Source organism: Bradyrhizobium sp. SZCCHNS3052, from assembly GCF_032484495.1.
Classification (GTDB): domain Bacteria; phylum Pseudomonadota; class Alphaproteobacteria; order Rhizobiales; family Xanthobacteraceae; genus Bradyrhizobium.
Map to the genome: position 1 here is coordinate 1 of NZ_JAUETB010000018.1, position 19,951 is coordinate 19,951.

The 19,951-nt window shown below is 65.0% G+C and carries 16 protein-coding genes; 11 read left to right on the plus strand and 5 right to left on the minus strand.

Annotated elements, in window-relative coordinates:
- Positions 1-142 precede the first annotated feature (142 nt).
- From QX073_RS32395 to ugpB, 3 genes are all read right to left on the minus strand, one after another.
- A complete protein-coding gene (locus QX073_RS32395; protein ID WP_316165620.1) occupies positions 143-1,765 on the minus strand; it encodes an ABC transporter substrate-binding protein in 1,623 nt (540 codons plus the stop codon).
- A 223-nt stretch (positions 1,766-1,988) separates the two neighbouring features.
- Positions 1,989-2,939 (minus strand): aminoglycoside 3'-phosphotransferase/choline kinase family protein, encoded by a 951-nt coding sequence (locus tag QX073_RS32400; RefSeq protein ID WP_315717103.1) that lies wholly within the window; start codon positions 2,937-2,939, stop codon positions 1,989-1,991.
- A 2-nt stretch (positions 2,940-2,941) separates the two neighbouring features.
- The gene (ugpB, locus tag QX073_RS32405) at positions 2,942-4,267 is read right to left on the minus strand and encodes a sn-glycerol-3-phosphate ABC transporter substrate-binding protein UgpB (protein WP_316165621.1); all 1,326 of its coding nucleotides are present in this window, start codon (positions 4,265-4,267) and stop codon (positions 2,942-2,944) included.
- 520 nt (positions 4,268-4,787) lie between these two features.
- Here ugpB and QX073_RS32410 point away from each other — a divergent pair.
- The 10 genes from QX073_RS32410 (at position 4,788) to QX073_RS32455 (ending at position 16,307) form a co-directional block, all read left to right on the plus strand.
- Positions 4,788-6,773 (plus strand): ATP-binding protein, encoded by a 1,986-nt coding sequence (locus QX073_RS32410; protein WP_410051870.1) that lies wholly within the window; start codon positions 4,788-4,790, stop codon positions 6,771-6,773.
- Positions 6,743-8,488, plus strand: a complete 1,746-nt coding sequence (locus tag QX073_RS32415) for a DUF3369 domain-containing protein (RefSeq protein ID WP_315751180.1) — start codon at positions 6,743-6,745, stop codon at positions 8,486-8,488. The genes QX073_RS32410 and QX073_RS32415 overlap by 31 nt, the downstream gene beginning before the upstream one ends.
- Positions 8,485-9,228: a response regulator gene (locus QX073_RS32420; protein ID WP_315717100.1), complete on the plus strand. Its 744-nt coding sequence runs from the start codon at positions 8,485-8,487 to the stop codon at positions 9,226-9,228. The genes QX073_RS32415 and QX073_RS32420 overlap by 4 nt, the downstream gene beginning before the upstream one ends.
- A gap of 231 nt (positions 9,229-9,459) precedes the next feature.
- Positions 9,460-10,071 (plus strand): sigma-70 family RNA polymerase sigma factor, encoded by a 612-nt coding sequence (locus QX073_RS32425; RefSeq protein WP_315751179.1) that lies wholly within the window; start codon positions 9,460-9,462, stop codon positions 10,069-10,071.
- 368 nt (positions 10,072-10,439) lie between these two features.
- The gene (locus QX073_RS32430) at positions 10,440-11,846 is read left to right on the plus strand and encodes a cytochrome ubiquinol oxidase subunit I (protein WP_315827940.1); all 1,407 of its coding nucleotides are present in this window, start codon (positions 10,440-10,442) and stop codon (positions 11,844-11,846) included.
- Positions 11,843-12,853 (plus strand): cytochrome d ubiquinol oxidase subunit II, encoded by a 1,011-nt coding sequence (gene cydB, locus QX073_RS32435; RefSeq protein ID WP_315751177.1) that lies wholly within the window; start codon positions 11,843-11,845, stop codon positions 12,851-12,853. The genes QX073_RS32430 and cydB overlap by 4 nt, the downstream gene beginning before the upstream one ends.
- Complete coding sequence (locus QX073_RS32440; protein WP_315827939.1) at positions 12,853-12,978, plus strand: DUF2474 family protein; 126 nt, start codon at positions 12,853-12,855, stop codon at positions 12,976-12,978. Before cydB ends, QX073_RS32440 begins: the two co-directional genes overlap by 1 nt.
- A gap of 111 nt (positions 12,979-13,089) precedes the next feature.
- Positions 13,090-13,683, plus strand: a complete 594-nt coding sequence (locus QX073_RS32445) for a L,D-transpeptidase (protein ID WP_315717095.1) — start codon at positions 13,090-13,092, stop codon at positions 13,681-13,683.
- A 66-nt stretch (positions 13,684-13,749) separates the two neighbouring features.
- Positions 13,750-14,787, plus strand: a complete 1,038-nt coding sequence (locus tag QX073_RS32450) for an amino acid ABC transporter substrate-binding protein (protein WP_315827938.1) — start codon at positions 13,750-13,752, stop codon at positions 14,785-14,787.
- Between the two features lie 1,064 nt (positions 14,788-15,851).
- Complete coding sequence (locus QX073_RS32455) at positions 15,852-16,307, plus strand: fasciclin domain-containing protein (protein WP_315828017.1); 456 nt, start codon at positions 15,852-15,854, stop codon at positions 16,305-16,307.
- A 215-nt stretch (positions 16,308-16,522) separates the two neighbouring features.
- Here the strand turns inward: QX073_RS32455 and QX073_RS32460 are convergent, their stop codons facing one another.
- Both QX073_RS32460 and QX073_RS32465 read right to left on the minus strand, forming a co-directional pair.
- Positions 16,523-17,662 carry an acyl-CoA dehydrogenase family protein gene (locus QX073_RS32460; protein ID WP_316193464.1) on the minus strand — a complete coding sequence of 380 codons (1,140 nt, stop codon included), beginning with the start codon at positions 17,660-17,662 and terminating at the stop codon, positions 16,523-16,525.
- A 152-nt stretch (positions 17,663-17,814) separates the two neighbouring features.
- The gene (locus tag QX073_RS32465; RefSeq protein WP_316193465.1) at positions 17,815-18,999 is read right to left on the minus strand and encodes an acyl-CoA dehydrogenase family protein; all 1,185 of its coding nucleotides are present in this window, start codon (positions 18,997-18,999) and stop codon (positions 17,815-17,817) included.
- A 174-nt stretch (positions 19,000-19,173) separates the two neighbouring features.
- Here QX073_RS32465 and QX073_RS32470 point away from each other — a divergent pair, with 174 nt between their 5' ends.
- Entirely contained in the window at positions 19,174-19,719 is a 546-nt protein-coding gene (locus QX073_RS32470) for a carboxymuconolactone decarboxylase family protein (RefSeq protein ID WP_316165627.1), read from the plus strand.
- Positions 19,720-19,951 lie beyond the last annotated feature (232 nt).

The following is a 19,951-nucleotide window of genomic DNA, read 5'->3' on the forward strand; positions in this document are numbered from 1 at the left end:
GCTGAGAACGTGATGTGCGGAGGCCTGATTGATCCTTCGCCATCGGTTTGGTCGAATACGATCGCGTGAGACCCCGCCCCTCCCCCACAAGGGGGGAGGGAATGAGAGAGCTCGGCCCATATTACATCCCCCCATCACTGTCTCACCCCTTCACCAGAGCCCGATAGTCGAGCCTACGGTGGAACCAGTACTGATAGCCGGAGATGTTCTTCTGCATCGCGACGTTGACGAACGGCTGATACAGCGGAATGCGTGGCACCTCGGCGAAGGCGAGATCGACGAAGCCCTTCACGTCGGCATCGTACGTCGCCTTGTCCCCGGCCGCGGCGGCGTCACGCGCGCCGTCGATGAACTTGTCCATCACCGGCGACTTGTAGCTCATCGTGTTGAACACGGAATTGTTGCCGTGATAGCACCAGTAGAAGAAGTATTCGGGGTAATCGAGCCAGCCCGAGAAGATGTTGGTGAAGAGCGGCATCTCCTTCTTGTTCAGCTCGGTGCGCCAGTTCGCGCCGGGCACCTTGTTGATGGTGGTCTTGATGCCGAGCTGGGCGAGGCTCTCCTGCACCAACACGCACAAGGGCTCGTTGACCTGTGCGAAATTGAGGTCGAAGGAGATCGTGGTTTCGAAGCCGTTGGGGTAGCCGGCTTCCGCCAGCAGCGCTTTTGCCTTCTCCATGTCGGTGAAGTACTTGGTCGGCTGCGGCCACGCCACCTCGGTCGCCTTATCCGCCGGCGCGCCGAACATCGGATTGGCAAGGCCGAACATCACGGCATCGATGATCTTCTGATAGGGCATTGCATAGGCGAGCGCCTGCCGGACCTTGGGATTGTCGAACGGCGGCTTGGTGACGTTCATGCCGATATACTGGATGCCGTTCGAGATCGGCAGCGAGATCACGGTATGCTTGCCGTTCGACTTCATCTCCTGGAAGTCCTTGTTCGGCAGCTCATAGGAGATGTCGGCATCCCCGCGCTCGAGCAGCGCGCGCCGGTTGCCGGCCTGCGGCACCATGCGCCAGATCACACGCTTGATCTTCGGCAGCGGACCGCACGCCCAGTCGTCGTTGCGCTCCATGATCACTTCGGTACCGGCGGTCCACTTCGTCACCTTGTAGGCGCCGGAACCAGCGGTCTGCTGCTTGGTATATTCGAGCCCCCATGGGTCTTTGTCGGTCGCGTTCTTCTTCACGAGCTCCGAGTTGACCACGCAGGGGACGATGACGGCGAGATCGGGGATCGTCAGCCGGTCCTTCTTCAGAAAGTCGACGCGCACGGTGTGGTCATCGACGATGACGAACTGCTCGGTCTTGGTCAGCGAGCCGGCGCTCATCTGGAAGGTCGGGAAGCCCCCGACGCTGACGGCGCGATCGAGCGACCACTTCACGTCCTTGGCCGTGACCGGCGTGCCGTCGTGGAATTTGGCGTTCTTGCGCAGCTTGAAGGTGGCGGACATGTCGCCGATGGTCATGTCCTCGGCGAGTTCGGGCTTGAACTTGTCGCGGTCGTAGTACGGCACCCCGCCCGGGCCGCTCTTCATCTCGTGGCTGATCAGGCGGTCATAGCAGTTCCAGGACACCTCGTAGCCCGGCACGTTGGTGCCGACGCCGTGGATGTCGAGGTTGTTGGGACCGCCTTCGGACACGATCAGCAGCGTCTCGGACCGCGCGTCGGCCTTGGCGGAAGACATGATGGCCGGCGCCATTGGCAGCGCGGCCCCCGCAGCCAGACCGGACACGGATTTCAGAAAATCGCGACGCTTCATCAAATGCTCCCGAGGATAACGACTGTCGGGAACAGTGGTCGCAAGCTTTGTGCCAAGCCCGGCTGAAAGCTAAGCTATTGAAATATCGAGGGGCCTTCACCGAGCGGCACAGCTCAGCGCCCCCAATTGCATACAAAGCTGCATATTTGCTGAGTTTATAATCACCTCAGCTAGCCTGCGACAGATTTACGCAACGCCTGTTGGACCGCCGCCCCGGTTGGGATCACTCCGGCCAGATCAGCGCCTGCAGCTCGTCGAAGTCGCGGACCTTGGCCGGCCAATCCGGAATGCAGATGTGTCGGAGCGGATCGCTGTACTGGTGCAGCAACAGCAGGACCAGCAGCCGTCGCTTCAGCTGCCGGTCGATGTCCTCCAGCGCAAATCCGTAGCCGTCGAACAAGGCACGCACGCGCCCGGGATGACCCGCTGCCATGAAGGCGCTCGGCCCGAGCAGATCATACTCGCCAAAACCGGTCATGACGTCGCCGAAGTCGAACAGCCCGCTCAGCTGCCAGCCATCACCGCTGCGCGTGACGAGTAAGTTCTCCGGAATGTATTCACCGGTCAGGATGACCGGCGGCGGACCCTGCGGCAGCAGTGCTGCGGCCTCGCGCAGGAGATCGTCCAGCCCGGCGAGAAGCGTCGGCGGCAAGCCGAGCCGCTGATGGCGTGCATGACATCCGGCCATCTGCATCCGCAAAAAATCCGACCAGCGCGGACCGAGCGCCAGCAGCTCGCCAGGCGGGACCCGCTGCACGGCGGCGATCAGACGACCGACCTGCCTGAGCAAGAGCTGCTTGTCCCGCTCCGGGAGTTGCCGCCACACATCCGAAGCAGGCATGCCGCCGAGCCTGGTCATGATCAGATAGCACCAGCCGTCGCGCTCCCCTTCGTGTCGCAGGTCGGGGGTACGGACGTCGCCGACGCCACCGGCGAGCACGCGCAAGGCCGCCCGCTCGGACTGAAACTTGCCGCGATGAAACGGCGGGAAGACCTTCAGGATCAGTCCGTCGTTCAGCGCGAGGACCAGATTGGTGCCCGCCGCGAACGGAACCAGCCGCGCGTCGTCGTAGCCATGGCCGCGCGCAATATCGCGTGCAGCCGGCAGCCAGCGCGTCACGTCGGCACGGAGGCGCCGGAGCTGCGCGCCATCGGCGACCGGTGGCAACGTCATTTTCAGCGATCCGGGCTCGCGCGCTCGAACTGGCGCAGCAGACGATTGCCGCGGTCGACGGCGGCATCGAGCGCCGCCTGCGCCGGTTTGCGGCCGCTGAAGGCCTGCTCCATCTCGTCCTCGATGGCATCACGGATCAGCACGAACGAGCCGAGCCGCAGTCCGCGCGAATTCTCCGTGGGTGGGTTGAGCGTCACCTGCTCGATCGAGATCGCGGCTCCTGGATTGCGGTCGTAGAAGCCCTGCGCGCGCGTCAGATCGAAGGCCGCCTGGGTGATCGGCAAATAGCCCGTATTCTGGTGCCAAGCGGCCTGAACATCGGGCCGCGACAGATAGGCGAATAACTTGGCCACGCCCTTGTACTCGGCCGCGGGACGGTCGCGGAGCACCCACAACGTCGCGCCGCCGATGATCGAATTCTGCGGCGCGGCCGCAACGTCAGGCCAGTACGGCATCATGCCGTAGCCGACCTCGAATTTCGAATTCGCCTTGATGTCGGCGCGCGTTGCCGAGGAGCCGATGAAGATGCCGCACTCGCCCTTCTGGAAACGCGGCTCGGCAGCCTGACCGCGGCCGCCATAGTCGAACACCTTGCTCTTCTGCCATTCCGCGAGCTGGGCGATGTGCCGCGTGACCTGCGGATTGTTGAACGTCAGCACGGCGTCCAGTCCAGCAAAGCCGTTGGCCCGCGTGGCGATCGGCAGATTGTGGAAGGCCGAGAAATTCTCCACGTTGATCCAGGCCGGCCACGACGTCGTGAAGCCGCAGTCGACGCCGTTGTCGCGCAGCCGCCGGGCAGCCTTGCCGAGCTCGGACCAGGTCTTCGGCGCCACGCCCGGATCGAGCCCGGCCGCGCGAAACTGATCCTTGTTGTAGTAGAGGATGGGCGTGGAGGCGTTGAACGGAAACGACAGCATGTTGCCGTCGGCGTCGGCATAGGTGCCGGCGATCGCGGGCAGATAGGCCGACGGCGAAAAGCTCTCCTGCTCGTCGCGCATCAACTCGTAAACGGGATAGATCGCGCCCTTGGCCGCCGTCATCGTCGCGGTCGCGATCTCATTGACCTGCACGATCGCCGGCTGGCTGCGCGAGCGGAACGCGAAGATGGCCGCCGTCACGGTCTCCGTATAGCTGCCCTTGTAGCTCGGCACGATGCGGTAGTCGGACTGCGACGCGTTGAAGTCGGCCGCCAGCCTGTCGACCTGCCTGCCGAGCTCGCCCGACATCGCATGCCACCACACGATCTCGGTCGCGGCCTTGGCCGTGCTTGCGCCAACAACCGTCCAGAGCAGGATTGCAAACGAAACAGAACGCAGAAGGACCGTCACCAGGAGGCAACTCCAATCCGATGAATGAATAGGCCCGGGCTGAGATCGCAATCGGACCGAAAAATCAGGTCCAGCAACCCAAGGCTGCAACAAACTATCAGCAAACCATTGACGCGTATCGCTTTGGCGTCAGAATGGCCTTATAGCACCTGTTCGGGAGTGCATTGAACCTTTTCATGTCCGGGCCGACCTCATCATCAGGGGGAAAAGTGTTGCCTGTGTACCGCGCCCATCTTTCGTCGATCTCGAGAGTGGACGTCACGCCGGTGCTGATGCGCGCTGAGGCGGGCGCGCGGTACCGCTCGTCCCTTTCACGCCCATCATGCTCGGCGGCGCGACTGGCTGCGCCGCAGCATACAGGCCCGGCTGCGCGCGGCAGAGCGGACGCAGGCAGGCTCCGCACGACCGGCCCGAGGTAGCGATCGTGGCGCGATCCGAGCAGCGGAAATCCGTCGCGCGGCCGCTCGGTCTGGCGGTTCTGGGGCGGGCACGGATCGTTCGCGCGCTGCGGGCGGTTCCGATTCGCTGGCGCATCCTCTCGATCGCCGCGCTCAACTCGGCTGTCGTGATCGTGCTGGCGGCGCTGATCTGGAACGGCGCGACGGTGCTGGGCACGGCCTGGGACGACGTTCGCCAGGTCCGGGAATCCGACAAGGTGCTGGCCCTGCTCGAAAGCGAGACGAGCCGGCTGCAGAACCTCATTCATCGCTACATCAATCAGCCGAGCCCGGAGCTGTTCGCCGAGATCCTGCTGCTGCGCGAGGCCGTGCTCGGGACGCTCACGACGCGCGCCTCGACCGACCCGATGCTGTCGGGGTCGGTCGAGGAGCTGGAGCGCGTCACCGTGCGTTTCCTGGACGGCTTCGGCGAGCTGCGCAGTCTGCAGGGGACGATCTCCAAGACCTATGAGGAAGAGGTTCTCGGCCCCGCCCGCGACATCGCCGGGCTCTATTCGGTGATCGAAGGCGCGACCGGCCATCGCGACGCGCAGATATGGCCCTCGCTCGGCAAGTCGCGCGAGGCCTTCACCGCCATGCTGGTCGCGGCCAACTCCTACTACCTGTCGCTCGCGCCCGCCTCCGCCGAGGACGCGCGCCGCAACACGGAGACGATCGAGAAGACCATTCCGGTGATGTCGAGCCTTGCGGACAATGATCTGCAGCGGCTGGCGCTGCAGCGGCTGTCGGCCCGGACCGCGGCGCTGCGCGCGGGATTCTCCAAGCTCACCGATCAGCTCACCAACCGCACCGAACTGCTGCGCAACACCATCGATGCGAGCCAGGCCGAAACCATCGGCGCCATCGACGGCCTGTCGGTGAAGATGCGCCAGCACGAGCAGAAGGCGCAGGCGACGTTCGATCGGACGTTGAAGGACATCTCCCGCCGCGTCCTCTCGATCGCGGTGATCTTCCTGGGAGTCATCCTGTCCGCGGGCGTGCTGATCGCCTTGTCGATCCGGCTGCCGCTGCAGCAGATCATGGCCTCGATGCGCGCAATCATGCTGGGCGACTACGACCGCGAGGTCCAGGGCACCGAGGCGCGCGACGAGGTCGGCGCGATGGCCCGCGCCGTCGAGACCTTCCGCGAGAACGCGATCGCCAAGCGCAAGACCGAGGACGAGTTGCGCACCGCGAAGGAAAAGGCCGAGAGCGCGCTGCTCGAGCTCAATGCCGCGCAACGGAATCTCATCGATGCCGAGCGGCTGGCGGCGCTGGGCGGGCTGGTCGCCGGCGTCGCCCACGAGGTGAACAACCCGATCGGCATCAGCCTGACGGTGGCCTCCAGCTTCGCACGCCGCGTCGAGATGTTCGAGGCGGCGCTGCGGTCGCCCGAAGGCGGCCTGCGCCGGTCGCAACTGGAGGAGTTCGTGCGTTCGTCGCGCGATGCGTCCGAGCAACTGGTCGCCAACCTGCAGCGCGCCGGCGAGTTGATCCAGTCGTTCAAGCAGGTCGCGGTCGACCGCTCCCATGCGGAGCGACGGGCCTTTGTCCTGAGCGAGGCGACCGATCAGATCATCACCAGCCTCAAGCCGGTGCTCAAGCGCGCGCCGATCACGCTGGCGGTCGATGTCCCCGAGGGGCTTTTCATCGACGGCTATCCCGGGTTCTACGGTCAGATTCTCACCAACCTGTTCCTCAACGCCGTCAACCACGCCTTTGCCGACGGCCGCGCGGGCACCATCTCGATCACGGCGCGGCCGCGCGGCACGGATGACATCGAGATCATTTTCGCCGATAACGGGGCCGGCATGCCCCCCGACGTGCAGCGCCAGGCCTTCGATCCGTTCTTCACGACACGCCGCAACGAAGGGGGAACGGGGCTCGGGCTGCATATCGTCTACAATCTGGTGACGCAGCAGCTCGGTGGCCGCATGATGCTGGAATCCCGCGAGGGACAAGGCACCACCTTTCGGATTATCATGCCGCGGGTCGCCAAGGGCGGCGCCGAGACAGCAATGGGTGACGGAACGACGCAATGGCCGAACAGGACGATGTCCTCCAACTGATCGAGGATACCGGTTTCGACGAGGACGACGGTTCGGCCCGGAAATGGAAGATCGCCGTCATCGACGACGACCATGCCGTGCACGAGGGCACCCGCTTTGCGCTGTCGGATTACAGCCTGAACGGCCAGGGGCTCGAAATCCTGTCCGCCTATTCGGCGGCCGAAGGCCGCGCGCTGATGCGGGAGCACACCGACATCGCGGCCGTGCTGCTCGACGTCATCATGGAGACCGACGTCGCCGGGCTCGAGCTCGTCGAATACATCCGCAACGAGATCAAGAACGAGACCGTCCGCATCATCCTGCGGACCGGGCAGCCGGGCCAGGCGCCGGAGCGGCGCGTCATCGTCCAGTACGACATCAACGATTACAAGGCCAAGACCGAGCTCACCGCCGACAAGCTGTTCACCTCGCTGACGGCGGCGCTGCGCAGCTACCAGCAGCTCGAGCGCATGGTGCAGACCCGGCGCGGCCTCGAGATCATCATCGACGCCGCCTCGACGCTGTATGATTTCAAGTCGATGCAGCGGCTGGCCGAGGGCGTGCTGACCCAGATCGCGTCGCTGCTGAACGTGGATTGCGCGGGGATCCTGGTGCTGCGCGACGACGGCAGCCAGACCGACGATTTTTCGGTGCTGGCCGGCTCCGGCTGCTACAGCCGCTTCTCCGGCGCCGTCACCTCGCGCTCGCTCGATCCGGATCTGCGCGACATGGTTGAGGCCGCCTTCAGGCAGCGCAGCAACGAATTCGCAGACCACCGCACCGTGCTCTATGTCCGCACCGGCTCGGGGCGCGAAGTCGTGGTGCTGCTGCAGGCGGAGCGGCCGCTGTCCGAGACCGACCGTTCGCTGGTCGAGATCTTCTCCAGCCGGCTGTCGATCGCCTTCGACAACGTGATCCTGTATCAGCAGCTGCATGAGGCCAACACCCAGCTCGAGGACCGCGTCGCCCAGCGCACCCGCGCGCTGATGCAGGCCAACCGGCGGCTGTCGGCGCAATGGCTGCGGCTGCAGCGCGCCAACGGCTTCAAGAACGAGATTCTCGGCACCGTTGCCCATGACCTGAAGAATCCGCTGGGCGTCATCCTCGGCCGCACGGAAATGCTGACCGAGTTGATCGCGACCGGCGCCTCCGCAGAGGGGATCACCAGCCAGGTCGGACATATCCGCGATGCCGCCAAGCGGCTGACCTCGATGGTCGACCATCTGATCTCGGATGCGATGGCCGACGCCTTCGACATCACCATCCGCCGCGAGCCGGTCGACATCACGGCCCTGATCCATGAGGTGGTCGAGGCCAACCAGCCGCTCGCCCTCAACAAGCAGCAGGTCATCGAGGTCTCGGCGCCGACGCTGCTGTCGACCATGTGCGACATCGACCGGATCCGCGAGGCGATCGACAATCTCTTGAGCAACGCGATCAAGTACAGCCCGATCGGCGGCAGGATCACCGTGAACGCCGCCGATGACGGCGACAACACCATCATCGCCGTCACCGACCAGGGCGCCGGGCTGTCGCCGGAGGATCTCGGCCGCCTGTTCGGGCGGTTCCAGCGGCTGTCGGCCAAACCGACCGCGGGCGAGAGCTCGACCGGGCTCGGCCTGTCGATTGTCAAACGCATCGTCGACATGCATGGTGGCGAGGTGACGGCCAGGAGCGAAGGGCCGGGATCCGGATCGACCTTCACCATCACACTGCCGGCGGCCGAATTGTCATGAGTCAGAGCCAGCACATCATCATCGTCGACGACGAGGCCCCTGCCCGCGAAATGGTGGGTGATTACCTCAAGATGCACGGCTTCAGCGTGACGCTGTGCGACGGCGGCAAGAGCCTGCGCAGCGCCATCGAGACCGGCCCCGCAGATCTCGTCGTGCTCGACCTCAACATGCCCGAAGAAGACGGCCTGTCGATCATTCGCGATCTCAAGGGCCGCACCAACATCCCGGTGATCATGCTGACGGCCACCGCCAGCCCGATCGACCGCGTGGTCGGGCTTGAGCTTGGCGCCGACGATTACGTCGCCAAGCCGTGCGAATTGCGCGAATTGATGGCCCGGATCCGCTCCGTGCTGCGCCGCAGCGGACCGGCCAAGGCTGCGGCGGCCGTCACGGAGACCGCTCCGGCCCAGGCCAAGGACCCGCAATTGGTGCGGTTCGGCACCAAATGGCTGGATCTCGATGCCCAGGCGCTGCGCGATGACGAAGGCAACGAGCACCCGCTGACGGCGTCCGAGTTCGGCCTGCTCAAAGTGTTCGCCGCCAACCCGAAGCGGGTGCTGTCGCGCGAGCGGCTGCTGGAGCTCGCCAATGCCCGCGATGCGGAGGCGTTCGATCGCGCCGTGGATCTTAGAATCATGCGCATCCGTCGCAAAATCGAGCCCGATCCGACCAAACCGGCCGTGATCCGGACCATTCGCGGCGGCGGCTACCTGTTCTCCCCGGCCGGCGAGAAGGCCTGAGGACAGCCGGCCGGCGGCGGCGAAAGCAGCCTCTGTACCCCCATTCCGTTCCGCTTCTTGGAATTGGGCACAATTCCGCCACGACTGTTTCGCGATGTGCGGCGCGACGAAACATTTCCGCAGGCGCACGAAACCATTTTCCTGTTTTCGTGCAGACGTCCCGAAACGGGCACTCCTTAACAATCCATCCCGTCGAAACGCCGCAAGGGGGCGGCGGAACGGGAGAGTGCCATGCAGAACGTCGTTGCCATCAATTCCGCAGCCAGCCAGGGCATCATCGCCGCCCAGGCGACCACGGACGACATGCTCCTGGAGAGCATTGCCGATGGCGATCGCACCGCGATGCACACGCTTTATGCGCGTCACAATGTGCGGGTCTATCGCTTCATCCTGCGCATCGTCCGCGACACCACGATCGCCGAGGACCTCGTCAGCCAGGTGTTCCTGGACGTCTGGCGCACCGCCAAGCAGTTCGAGGGCCGCTCGCAGGTCTCGACCTGGCTGCTGTCGATCGCCCGCTTCAAAGCGCTGACCGCGCTGCGCCAGCGCCGCTTCGAGGACATCGACCAGGACGAGGTGCGCGAGATCGCCGACGACTCCGACACGCCGGAGACCTCGCTCGAGCGCTCCACCACCAGCGCCATCCTGCGCGCCTGCGTCGCCAAGCTGTCGCCGGCGCATCGCGAGATCATCACCCTGATCTACTACCATGAGAAGTCGGTGGAGGAGGTCGGGCAGATCATCGGCATTCCGCAGAGCACGGTGAAGACGCGCATGTTCTATGCCCGCAAGCACCTGGCCGAGCTCCTGCGCTGTGCCGGCGTCCACAGCCTCGCCGCCTGACCAAGCTTCATTCTCGCCGGGGCTGCGGTCCCGGCGGGTTCCAAAGACGACGACGCATCAAAATCGCCGAACGAAACAATTGAAACAATCGGCGAAATCACCTGGAAAATTTCCGCCGCTAGAACGTTATCCATCAGCCGAGCCTCAGTCCCCCAGCTGATCTCGGTTTGGAGCGAGCAAATTCAAGGATACCTCCACCTTCCAAGGTTGCTCCGAAGACCCGGCGGATGCCCCCGCCGGGTCTTCGTCGTTTGGGACCGCTCACCCCGCCAATAGGGCGATTTGACCATTTGATATCGCGCGTTGCCGGTGCAATCTTCCGTCATGGGGCGGTGCTACAAGCCCCACGGCAATGACGGACGGTGCTGATGTTCGGTTTGGATGCGGTTGAGCTGGCGCGCGCGCAGTTCGCCTTCACGGTCACCTTCCACATCATCTTCCCCGCCTTCTCGATCGGGCTCGCGTCCTACCTCGCCGTGCTCGAGGCGCTGTGGCTGTGGACCGGCCGCGACGTCTATCTCAACGTCTTCAATTACTGGCTCAAGATCTTCGCCATTACCTTCGCCATGGGCGTCGTCTCCGGCATCGTGATGTCCTACCAGTTCGGCACCAACTGGTCGGTCTATTCCGACAAGGTCGGACCGGTGATCGGCCCGCTGATGGCCTATGAAGTGCTGACGGCGTTCTTCCTCGAGGCCGGCTTTCTCGGCGTCATGCTGTTCGGCCTGAAGCGCGTCGGCCCGAAGCTGCATTTCCTGGCCACCCTGATGGTCGCCGTGGGCACGCTGATCTCGGCATTCTGGATTCTCTCGGCCAATTCCTGGATGCAGACGCCGGCGGGCTATGCCGTCAACGCCGACGGCCAGTTCGTCTCGGTCGACTGGCTCGCAGTCATCTTCAATCCGTCCTTCCCCTACCGCCTCGTGCACATGGTGCTGGCGGCCTATCTCACCACCTCGCTCGTGGTCGGCGCGGTCGGCGCCTGGCATCTGCTGCGCAATCCGCATCTGCCGGGCCCGCGCGTGATGTTCTCGATGGCGATGTGGATGGCGGCGCTGGTGGCGCCGCTGCAGATCCTGGTCGGCGATCAGCACGGCCTCAACACGCTCGAACACCAGCCGGTGAAGATCATGGCCATGGAAGGCCATTTCGAGAGCCACAAGGACGGCGCGCCGCTATACCTGTTCGGCTGGCCCGACCAGGCCAAGGGCGAACTGAAATGGGCGCTCGGGATCCCCAAGTTCGGCTCGCTGATCCTCAAGCACCAGATCGACGCGCCGATGGCCGGGCTCGACACCGTGCCGCGGCAGGACTGGCCGCCGGTGCCGATCACCTTCTGGTCGTTCCGCATCATGGTCGGCCTGGGCCTGCTGATGCTGGCGCTCGGCCTGTTCAGCCTGTGGGAGCGCTGGCGCGGGCGGCTGTACATCAATCGCGGCCTGCACCGCTTCGCGATTGCGATGGGACCTGCGGGATTCATGGCCGTCATGGCCGGCTGGATCACCACCGAGACCGGCCGGCAGCCGTTCACCGTATACGGGCTGCTGCGCACCACCGATTCCGTTTCGCCGCTCGCGGCCCCGGCCGTGGGTGCCTCGCTGCTCGCCTTCATCATCGTGTATTTCATCATCTTCGCTGCCGGCGTGCTGTACATCCTGCGCCTGATGGCCGAGCCGCCGCATCCCGGCGAGCCGGGCCCGAGCAGCGAGCAGCCGGTCCGCACTGCCGGCATCACGCCGGCCGCCGGCGTCGTGCAGGGAGTGGTCGGATCATGAGCGTCGCCATCGATCTCGCCACCCTCTGGGCCTTCATCATCGCGCTCGCCGTGTTCATCTACGTCGTGATGGACGGCTTCGATCTCGGCCTCGGCATCCTCTTCCCGCTGTTTCCAGGCAAGCAGGACCGCGACGTCATCACCAACACCGTCGCGCCGGTGTGGGACGGCAACGAGACCTGGCTGGTGCTCGGCGGCGGTGGCCTGATGGCCGCGTTCCCGCTCGCTTATTCCATCCTGATGCCGGCGCTGTATGCGCCGCTGATCGCGATGCTGGTCGGCCTGATCTTCCGCGGCGTCGCCTTCGAATTCCGCTGGCGCACCCGCGCCACACGCAATCTGTGGGACATCGCCTTTGCCGGCGGGTCATGGGTCGCGGCGCTCGCGCAGGGCATCGCGCTCGGCGCCATCCTGCAGGGCGTGCATGTCGAGGGCCGGCACTATGCCGGCGGCTGGTGGGACTGGCTGACGCCGTTCAGCCTCCTCACCGGCGTCTCGCTCGTGGTCGGCTACGCGCTGCTCGGCGCAACCTGGCTGATCCTGAAGACAGAGGGCGACCTGCGCGACAAGGCCTATCGCATCAGCTGGGTCCTGCTGTTCGCGATGCTGCTCGCCATTGCCGCCGTCAGTCTGTGGACGCCGCTGCTCACGATCCAATATTCGGACCGCTGGTTCAGGTGGCCGGCGATCATTCTCACCGCGCCGGTGCCGCTCGCCGTCGTCGGCGTCACCGTGCTGATGATGAAGAACCTCGCCCAGAGGCACGATAGCTGGCCGTTCTTTCTCGCACTCGCGCTGTTCTTCCTCTCCTACGCGGGCCTCGGCATCAGCATGTATCCCTACGTCGTGCCGCAGAGCATCACGATCTGGCAGGCGGCAGCACCCGAACGCAGCCAACTGATCATGCTGCCCGGCGTGCTGGTGCTGGTGCCGCTGATCCTCGGCTACACCGGCTGGGCCTATTGGGTGTTTCGCGGCAAGGTCGGGCACGACAGCGGCTATCATTGATGCCCGCTCCCGAGCCCGCGTCCCTCGCGAAGCGCCTCGCCTGGTTCGTTGCGCTCTGGCTCGCCGGCGTGGCGACCGTCGGCGCGGTGGCCTTCCTGCTGCGGCTCTGGATGAAGCTCGGATGACAACGGGTGCGCCCTGCGCTCACCTTGACTTTGCTGCGAATATGCTCCTGAAATTTGACGGGTGGATTTGATCGGGCAAGCTTCGCAGGGGTCCGTTGAGGAGAGCTTTGAATGCCGAGTTTCCGTCGCCTGCTTTGTGCGGCCAGCGCCATCATCGCGCTGGCGCTGTCCACATCGCATAGTTTTGCCCAGTCCGAGGACCCCGGCGATCAGCCCGGTCTCGTCGCCGATGACGGCTACGAGCTCGATCCCGAATGGCGCAAGCAGGTGGTCTATTTCCGCACCACCGAGCCGCCGGGCACCATCATCGTGTCCACCGCCGAACGCCACCTCTATCTGGTGCAGCCGGGCGGACGTGCCATCCGCTACGGCATCGGCGTCGGCCGTGACGGCTTCCAGTGGCAGGGGCTGCTGTCGATCACCAAGAAGGCCGAGTGGCCGGATTGGACGCCGCCGCCGGAGATGATCCAGCGCCAGCCCTATCTGCCGCGCTTCATGGCCGGCGGCCCCGGCAATCCCTTGGGCGCGCGCGCGATGTATCTGGGCACCACCGTGTACCGCATCCACGGCACCAACCAGCCCTGGACGATCGGCAGCAAGATTTCCTCCGGCTGCTTCCGGCTGGTGAATGCCGATGTCGCCGACCTGTTCGACCGCGTCCCGGTCGGCACCAAGGTGGTCGTGCGGCAGAAGCCGGAACTGTGACGCCGGCGCCCGCCGCCGGACATTCAGCCATCGCTTTGTCCTGAGATTTTTCGAAAGAGATTGACCATGCGCACTTTCCGAGGCGGCCTGCTGATCGGGCTCGCCGTCGCCGTCCTCGTCGCGGCGCTCGCCGTCACCTATGAGATGTACGACACCCGCACCTTGAAGCGGACCATCCGCCGCGGCGAGGTGTTGTGCGGCGTCAATGCCGGCCTGCCCGGCTTCTCGATTCCCGATGACAAGGGCAATTGGAGCGGCTTCGACGTCGACTTCTGCCGCGCCGTGGCGGCCGCGATCTTCGATGATCCGAAGAAGGCGAAGTTCGTGCCGCTCGACGCCAATGAGCGCTTCAAGGAGCTGCAGAGCCGCAAGGTCGATATCCTGTCGCGCAACACCACCTGGTCGATGGCGCGCGAGCAGAACTACGACCTGTATTTCCCGGCGGTCGCCTATTACGACGGCCAGGGCTTCATGGTGCCGCGGTCGCGCAAGCTGGAGACGGCGCTCGACCTCAACGGCAGCAGGGTCTGCGTGCAGGATTCCACCACCAACGCGCTTAACCTCGGCGACTATTTCCGCACCAACAACATGAAGTACGAGGAGGTGAAGTTTCCCAAGCTCGACGACGTCATCAAGGCGTATGACAGTGGCAAGTGCGACACCTTCACCGCCGACGTCTCGCAGCTCTACGCGCTGCGCCTGACGCTGTCGAAGCCCGGCGATCACGACATCCTGCCCGACCTGATCTCCAAGGAGCCGCTCGCGCCCGTGGTGCGCCAGCGCGACGACGACTGGATGATGATCGTGAAGTGGACGCTGTACGCGATGATCAATGCCGAGGAACTCGGCGTCACCTCCAAGAACATCGACGAGGCGCTGAAGTCGAAGAAGCCGGACGTGATGCGGCTGGTCGGCAACGAGGGCAGCTACGGCGAGGATCTCGGGCTGACGAAGGACTGGGCGGCGCGAATCATCCGCCACGTCGGCAATTACGGCGAGGTCTATGAGCGCAACGTCGGCAGCGAGTCGAAGCTGAAGATCCCGCGCGGCATGAACCAGCTGTGGAACGCCGGCGGCGTCCAGTACGCGCCGCCGATCAGGTAGGACGCCGGTCGGAATTGTCGGCTTCGCTTCGACGGGTCTCACACCTCTCGCGACACGAACGGTGCACCCTCTCTCCTTGTGGGAGAGGGTGGTTTCGATGCGCAGCATCGAAACCGGGTGAGGGGTTGCCACGAACTCAGACCTGCATTTGCCGCACCAGGCCCTTACCCAAGCAAGCTTGGAGTTGGCTTCTGTGTAGCCCTCTCCCACAAGGGGAGAGGCGCATTCATATGCACCGCGAGGGCTGATTTTCCGGTGCTTAGAGCAGAACAAACATCATCATCCCCGCGACGTCTTCCGCGCCCGAGCTTTGCCAAATTCTCCACCCTCCGAAAATCGAGGGCGCAGGGAAGGCCAGGTGCCGACTGGCACCTGCGGTCCGCCTGCTTAAAAAAATGCAGGCGGCAGAACCACAGGCTCAGCCGGGACAACCCGGCCTTCCCTGCGCGATGGTGTTAACGCTTATGGCGCGCTCTCCTCGGTGTCCGGCTTGTTAGCCACCGTCGCCGCCCGGGATCATCCCCCGTCGACTTGACGCCAGCATCGGGGCGCCAGGACCACGCGCTTTCACGTCCGCATCGCTATCGTTCGTCGGCGCGATCACTCGCGCTGCGATCCGATGCGTCCATCGCGTCACTGGCCCACGTTTCGTAACGATCGCGAAGCGTCCCTCTTGCGGGCCGTGACGGCGGGGAATGTGCGGCTGATTTGCCCGACGAGACAACGCCCGTCGGGTTGCGACAAAATGGCCCGACGGGCACTGCGGATGCTCCCGCAAAGCAATTAGTCCCGGGATTCATGGCTCTCGCGCGATCTGCCCGGGAGGCTCGGGGAGCCGCTCACGAGTTCGTGAACTCATTCTCAAATCCAGCCAATCGCAGCGATCGTAACGAGCCTGACCAATCCGGTCGGGTGATGCGCCCCTGCACAACAGGGAGAACAAGGGGGACCGAAATCCCTTTGCGCATCAGCCAACTCATCAGTTCAGTTCACAGGGAAAAACTCGAATGACGCTGGGATTCCGTTCGTTCGTGGCCGGCGCGTTGATGCTGGGCGCGCTCTCCATGTCAGCAGTCGCGGCACGTGCCGCCGATATCGTCGACACCGCCGTCGGCGCCGGTCAGTTCAAGACGCTCGTCGCCGCCGCCAAGGCCGCAGGTGTCGTGCCGGTGCTGAAGAGCAAGGGTCCCTTCACCGTATTCGCACCGACCGACGCGGCGTTCGCCGCGCTGCCGCCGGGCACCGTCGAGGATCTGCTCAAGCCGAAGAACAAGGGCAAGCTCGCCGCGATCCTGAAGTATCACGTGATCCCCGGCGCGGTGAAGGCCGGCGAGGTCGCCGGCAAGAAGCTGAGCGTGAAGACGGCGCAAGGCCAGCCGGTGGCCGTCGACGGCACCTTCTTCGGCGTGCAGGTCAACGACGCGCATGTGGTGCAGGCCGACGTCATGGCCTCGAACGGCGTCATCCACGTCATCGACAAGGTGCTGCTGCCACCGGCCAAGACCGCGATGCATCATTGATCGAACGAGAGCGCGCCATCGGTGATGGCGCGCTCTTTTTTTGCGAACTCTGCTGTTGTCGTCGATAGTTACTGGGTACGCCGCGAAGGCGGGGTACCCAGTACCCTGCGGGCTTGTCGGTCAATCACAACTCGCTCGGCGTACTGGATCGTCCGCCTTCGCGGACGATGACAGCTGAGCGTGTGGAGTCGGCGGGTGCCGACAAGCGGCCTTGCTTAGTACCCCCTGAGCTGAGCCAGCTGCGCTGCGTGATAGTTCGCATCGCCGAGCAGCTCCTCACAGACGCGGGCGCGCTTCATGAAGAAGCCGATGTCGAACTGGTCGGTCATGCCCATGCCGCCATGCATCTGCACGCCCTCCTGCACCGCGCGGGTCGCGGTCGCCCCCGCGCGGGCCTTGGCGACGGCCACGGCGGCCGTCGCGCCGGCGGAATCGGCGTCGAGCGTCTGCAGCGCCTTCAGCACCGCGGCGCGGGTGATCTCGATCTCGATATAGAGCTGCGCGGCACGGTGCTGCAGCGCCTGGAATTCGCCGATGGCCTTGCCGAACTGCTTGCGCTCCTTGAGATAGGCAACGGTGCGGCCGAACACCTCCTCGCTCAGTCCCACCATCTCGGAGGCCACCGCGCCCCGGCCGAGATCGAGTACGGCGCTGAGCGTGGCAGCGCCACCATCGACATCGCCGAGCACGTGATCCGCGGTGACCTCGACGTTGTCGAGCGTCACCCGCGCGGCGTTGTGCGCGTCGACCATGATGGTGCGTTCGATCGCCACGCCCTTGGCCTTGGGATCGACCAGCAACAGCGTGAGGCCATCGCGATCGCCAGGCGAGCCCGCACTGCGCGCGACGACGAGCAGGAGATCAGCGACGTGGCCGTCGACCACCATCGCCTTGGCGCCGTTCAGTTTGAAGCCGTTGCCGGAGCGCACGGCCTGCAGGGCGGTGTGCAAAGGACGATGCTTGGCGCCTTCGTCGAGCGCCAGCGCGGCGAGCAGCGCGCCGCTGGCGATCTTCGGCAGATACTCGGACTTCTGCGCCGCCGAGCCGGCGCGGGCGAGCGCCGAGGCTGACAGCACCGACGTCGCCAGAAACGGCGACGGCATCAAGGTGCGGCCGATTTCCTCCATCACGACGCCGGCTTCGACCGCGCCGAGGCCGGAGCCGCCGTGCTCCTCCGGCACGAGCAGTCCGGCAAAGCCCATCTCGGCGAAGGTGGCCCAGAGCTGGCGCGAGAAGCCGGTCGCGTCGCGATCATCGCGCAGCTTGCGCAGGTGCGCGATCGGTGCGTGATCGCTGATGAGGCCGCGCGCGCTGTCGCGCAGCATGGATTGTTCTTCGGTGAGGAGGAGAGGCATGGGAGATCCCGTTGCAACGATGGCAATCAATTTTGGTCTTGTCATTCCGGGATGGCCCGAAGGGCCAGGCCCGGAATCCATACTCACGATCGTGGTTATGGATTCCGGGCTCGCCGCGTCGCGGCGCCCCGGAATGACGGCGTGGGTGCGAACTACGCCCCCGGCAGATCGAGGATGCGCTTGGCGACGATGCCGAGCATGACCTCGGAGGTGCCGCCTTCGATCGAGTTGGCCTTGGTGCGCAGCCAGGCGCGGGGACGCGCGCCTTCGTGGGAGCGCTCGCTCTCCCATTCGAGCGCGTCGATGCCGCCGGCCGCCATCAGCAGCTCGTGGCGGCGCTTGTTGAGCTCGGTGCCGTAGTACTTCATCGCCGACGAGAACGCCGGATGCCCCTGCCCCGCCTTGGCGAGATCGACCATGCGCTCGGCGGCGGCGGCAAGCGCGGCCTCGTCGACGTCGAAGGTCGCGATATCGGCACGTAAGAGCGCGTCGTCGAGCCGCCCCTGCGCATCGCTGCCGACGGTGTCAGCCGCGACCTGGCCGAGCGGCCGGCTGCCGCCGCGCTCGCCCATGCCGGAAATCATCGCGCGCTCGTGCTGCAGCAGGTACTTCGCAACGTCCCAACCACGGTTGACGGTACCCAGCACGTTCGCCTTGGGCACGCGGACATTGTCGAAGAAGGTCTCGCAGAATGGCGAGCGGCCGGAGATCAGGAGGATCGGCTTGGTCGACACGCCCTTCGACGTCATGTCGAACAGGATGAAGCTGATGCCGTCATGCTTCTTCGCCGCCGGATCGGTGCGCACCAGGCAGAAGATCCAGTCGGCGTAGTTGGCATAGGAGGTCCAGATCTTCTGGCCGTTGATGATGTAGTCGTCGCCGTCGCTTTCGGCCCGCGTCTGCAAGGAGGCGAGATCGGAGCCGGCGTTCGGCTCGGAATAGCCCTGGCACCAGCGAATGAGGCCGGCGGTGATCTTCGGCAGGTGCTCGCGCTTCTGGTCGTCCGTGCCGTATTTCAGCAGCGCCGGCCCGAGCATTGAGATGCCGAACGAGGTGATCGGCGCGCGCGCCCCGATCGCCGCCATCTCCTGGCGCACGATCTTGGCCTCCTCGCCGTCGAGACCGCCGCCGCCATATTCCCTGGGCCAGTGCGGTACGGTCCAGCCCTTGTCGCGCATGCGCTCGAACCAGATGCGCTGCGGCTCGGAGGAGAATTTCGCGTTGCGGCCGCCCCAGAACGTGTCCTCCTCGGAGGTCATCGGCCGGCGCATCTCCGGCGGACAATTGGCCTCGAGCCAAGCGCGCGTTTCGCGGCGGAATGTGTCGAGATCGGCCATGTCTGGTCCTCGCGCGTTTCCATGATTGCTGTCGTTGGGGAGACCTAACCTCAGCCATCCCCGGAATTCAACATCGATGTCGCCGCACGGCGCAACGGCGTCGCCGCGGGCGCCCTCGCCTTGCCAGGCGTTCTATGGTCATGATGCCACCGCGTGAAATACGAGGAAACGAACATGCGCCTGAAACTTCTTTCGCCTGGCGAAATGAGCGCCGACCAGCGCCAGACCTATGACGAGTCGATCGCCAGCAAGCGCGGCTCGCCGCCGCCGCCGATGATGGCCTGGCTGAACAGCCCGGAGATGGCGCGGCACGCGACGCGGCTCGGCGCCTTCCTGCGCTACGACACGGTGTTTCCGGCAGCACTCTCGGAGATCGCGATCCTGGTGACGGCGCGGCATTGGACCGCGCATTACGAATGGTACGCGCATAAGCGTCTGGCGCTGGCCGGCGGGCTCGACATCAAGATCATCGAGGACATCCGCGACCGTCGCACGCCGGAATTCTCCGATCCCAAGGCACAGATGATCTACGACGTCGCCAAGTCGCTGCATGAGGGCCATGGACTGACGGATGCGCTCTACAAGGAAGCGATCGCGCTGCTCGGCGAACGCGGCCTGGTCGAGATCATCGGCCTGTGCGGCTACTACACGATGGTGTCGATGACGCTGAACGCGTTCGAGTTCGACCTGCCGGAGGGCGAGGTGTCGGAGTTGAAGTGAGAAGCGCGTGAGCTGCGATGCGCCGCTGTCGCCACGATGCCGGTGCACTCCCCTCCCCCTTGCGGGGAGGGGTCGGGGGTGGGGGTCTCCGGGCGCTGCGCGAAGTGAGGTGCGACCTTATCAATCTGCACTGCTATCGGCTCTCAAGGCTGGGCATCCACCGCTCGGCCGAGCGAGAGACTTTGATCCTTGTAATCTGAGAGAGCACGGTTCGTGGACCCCCACCCCCTCC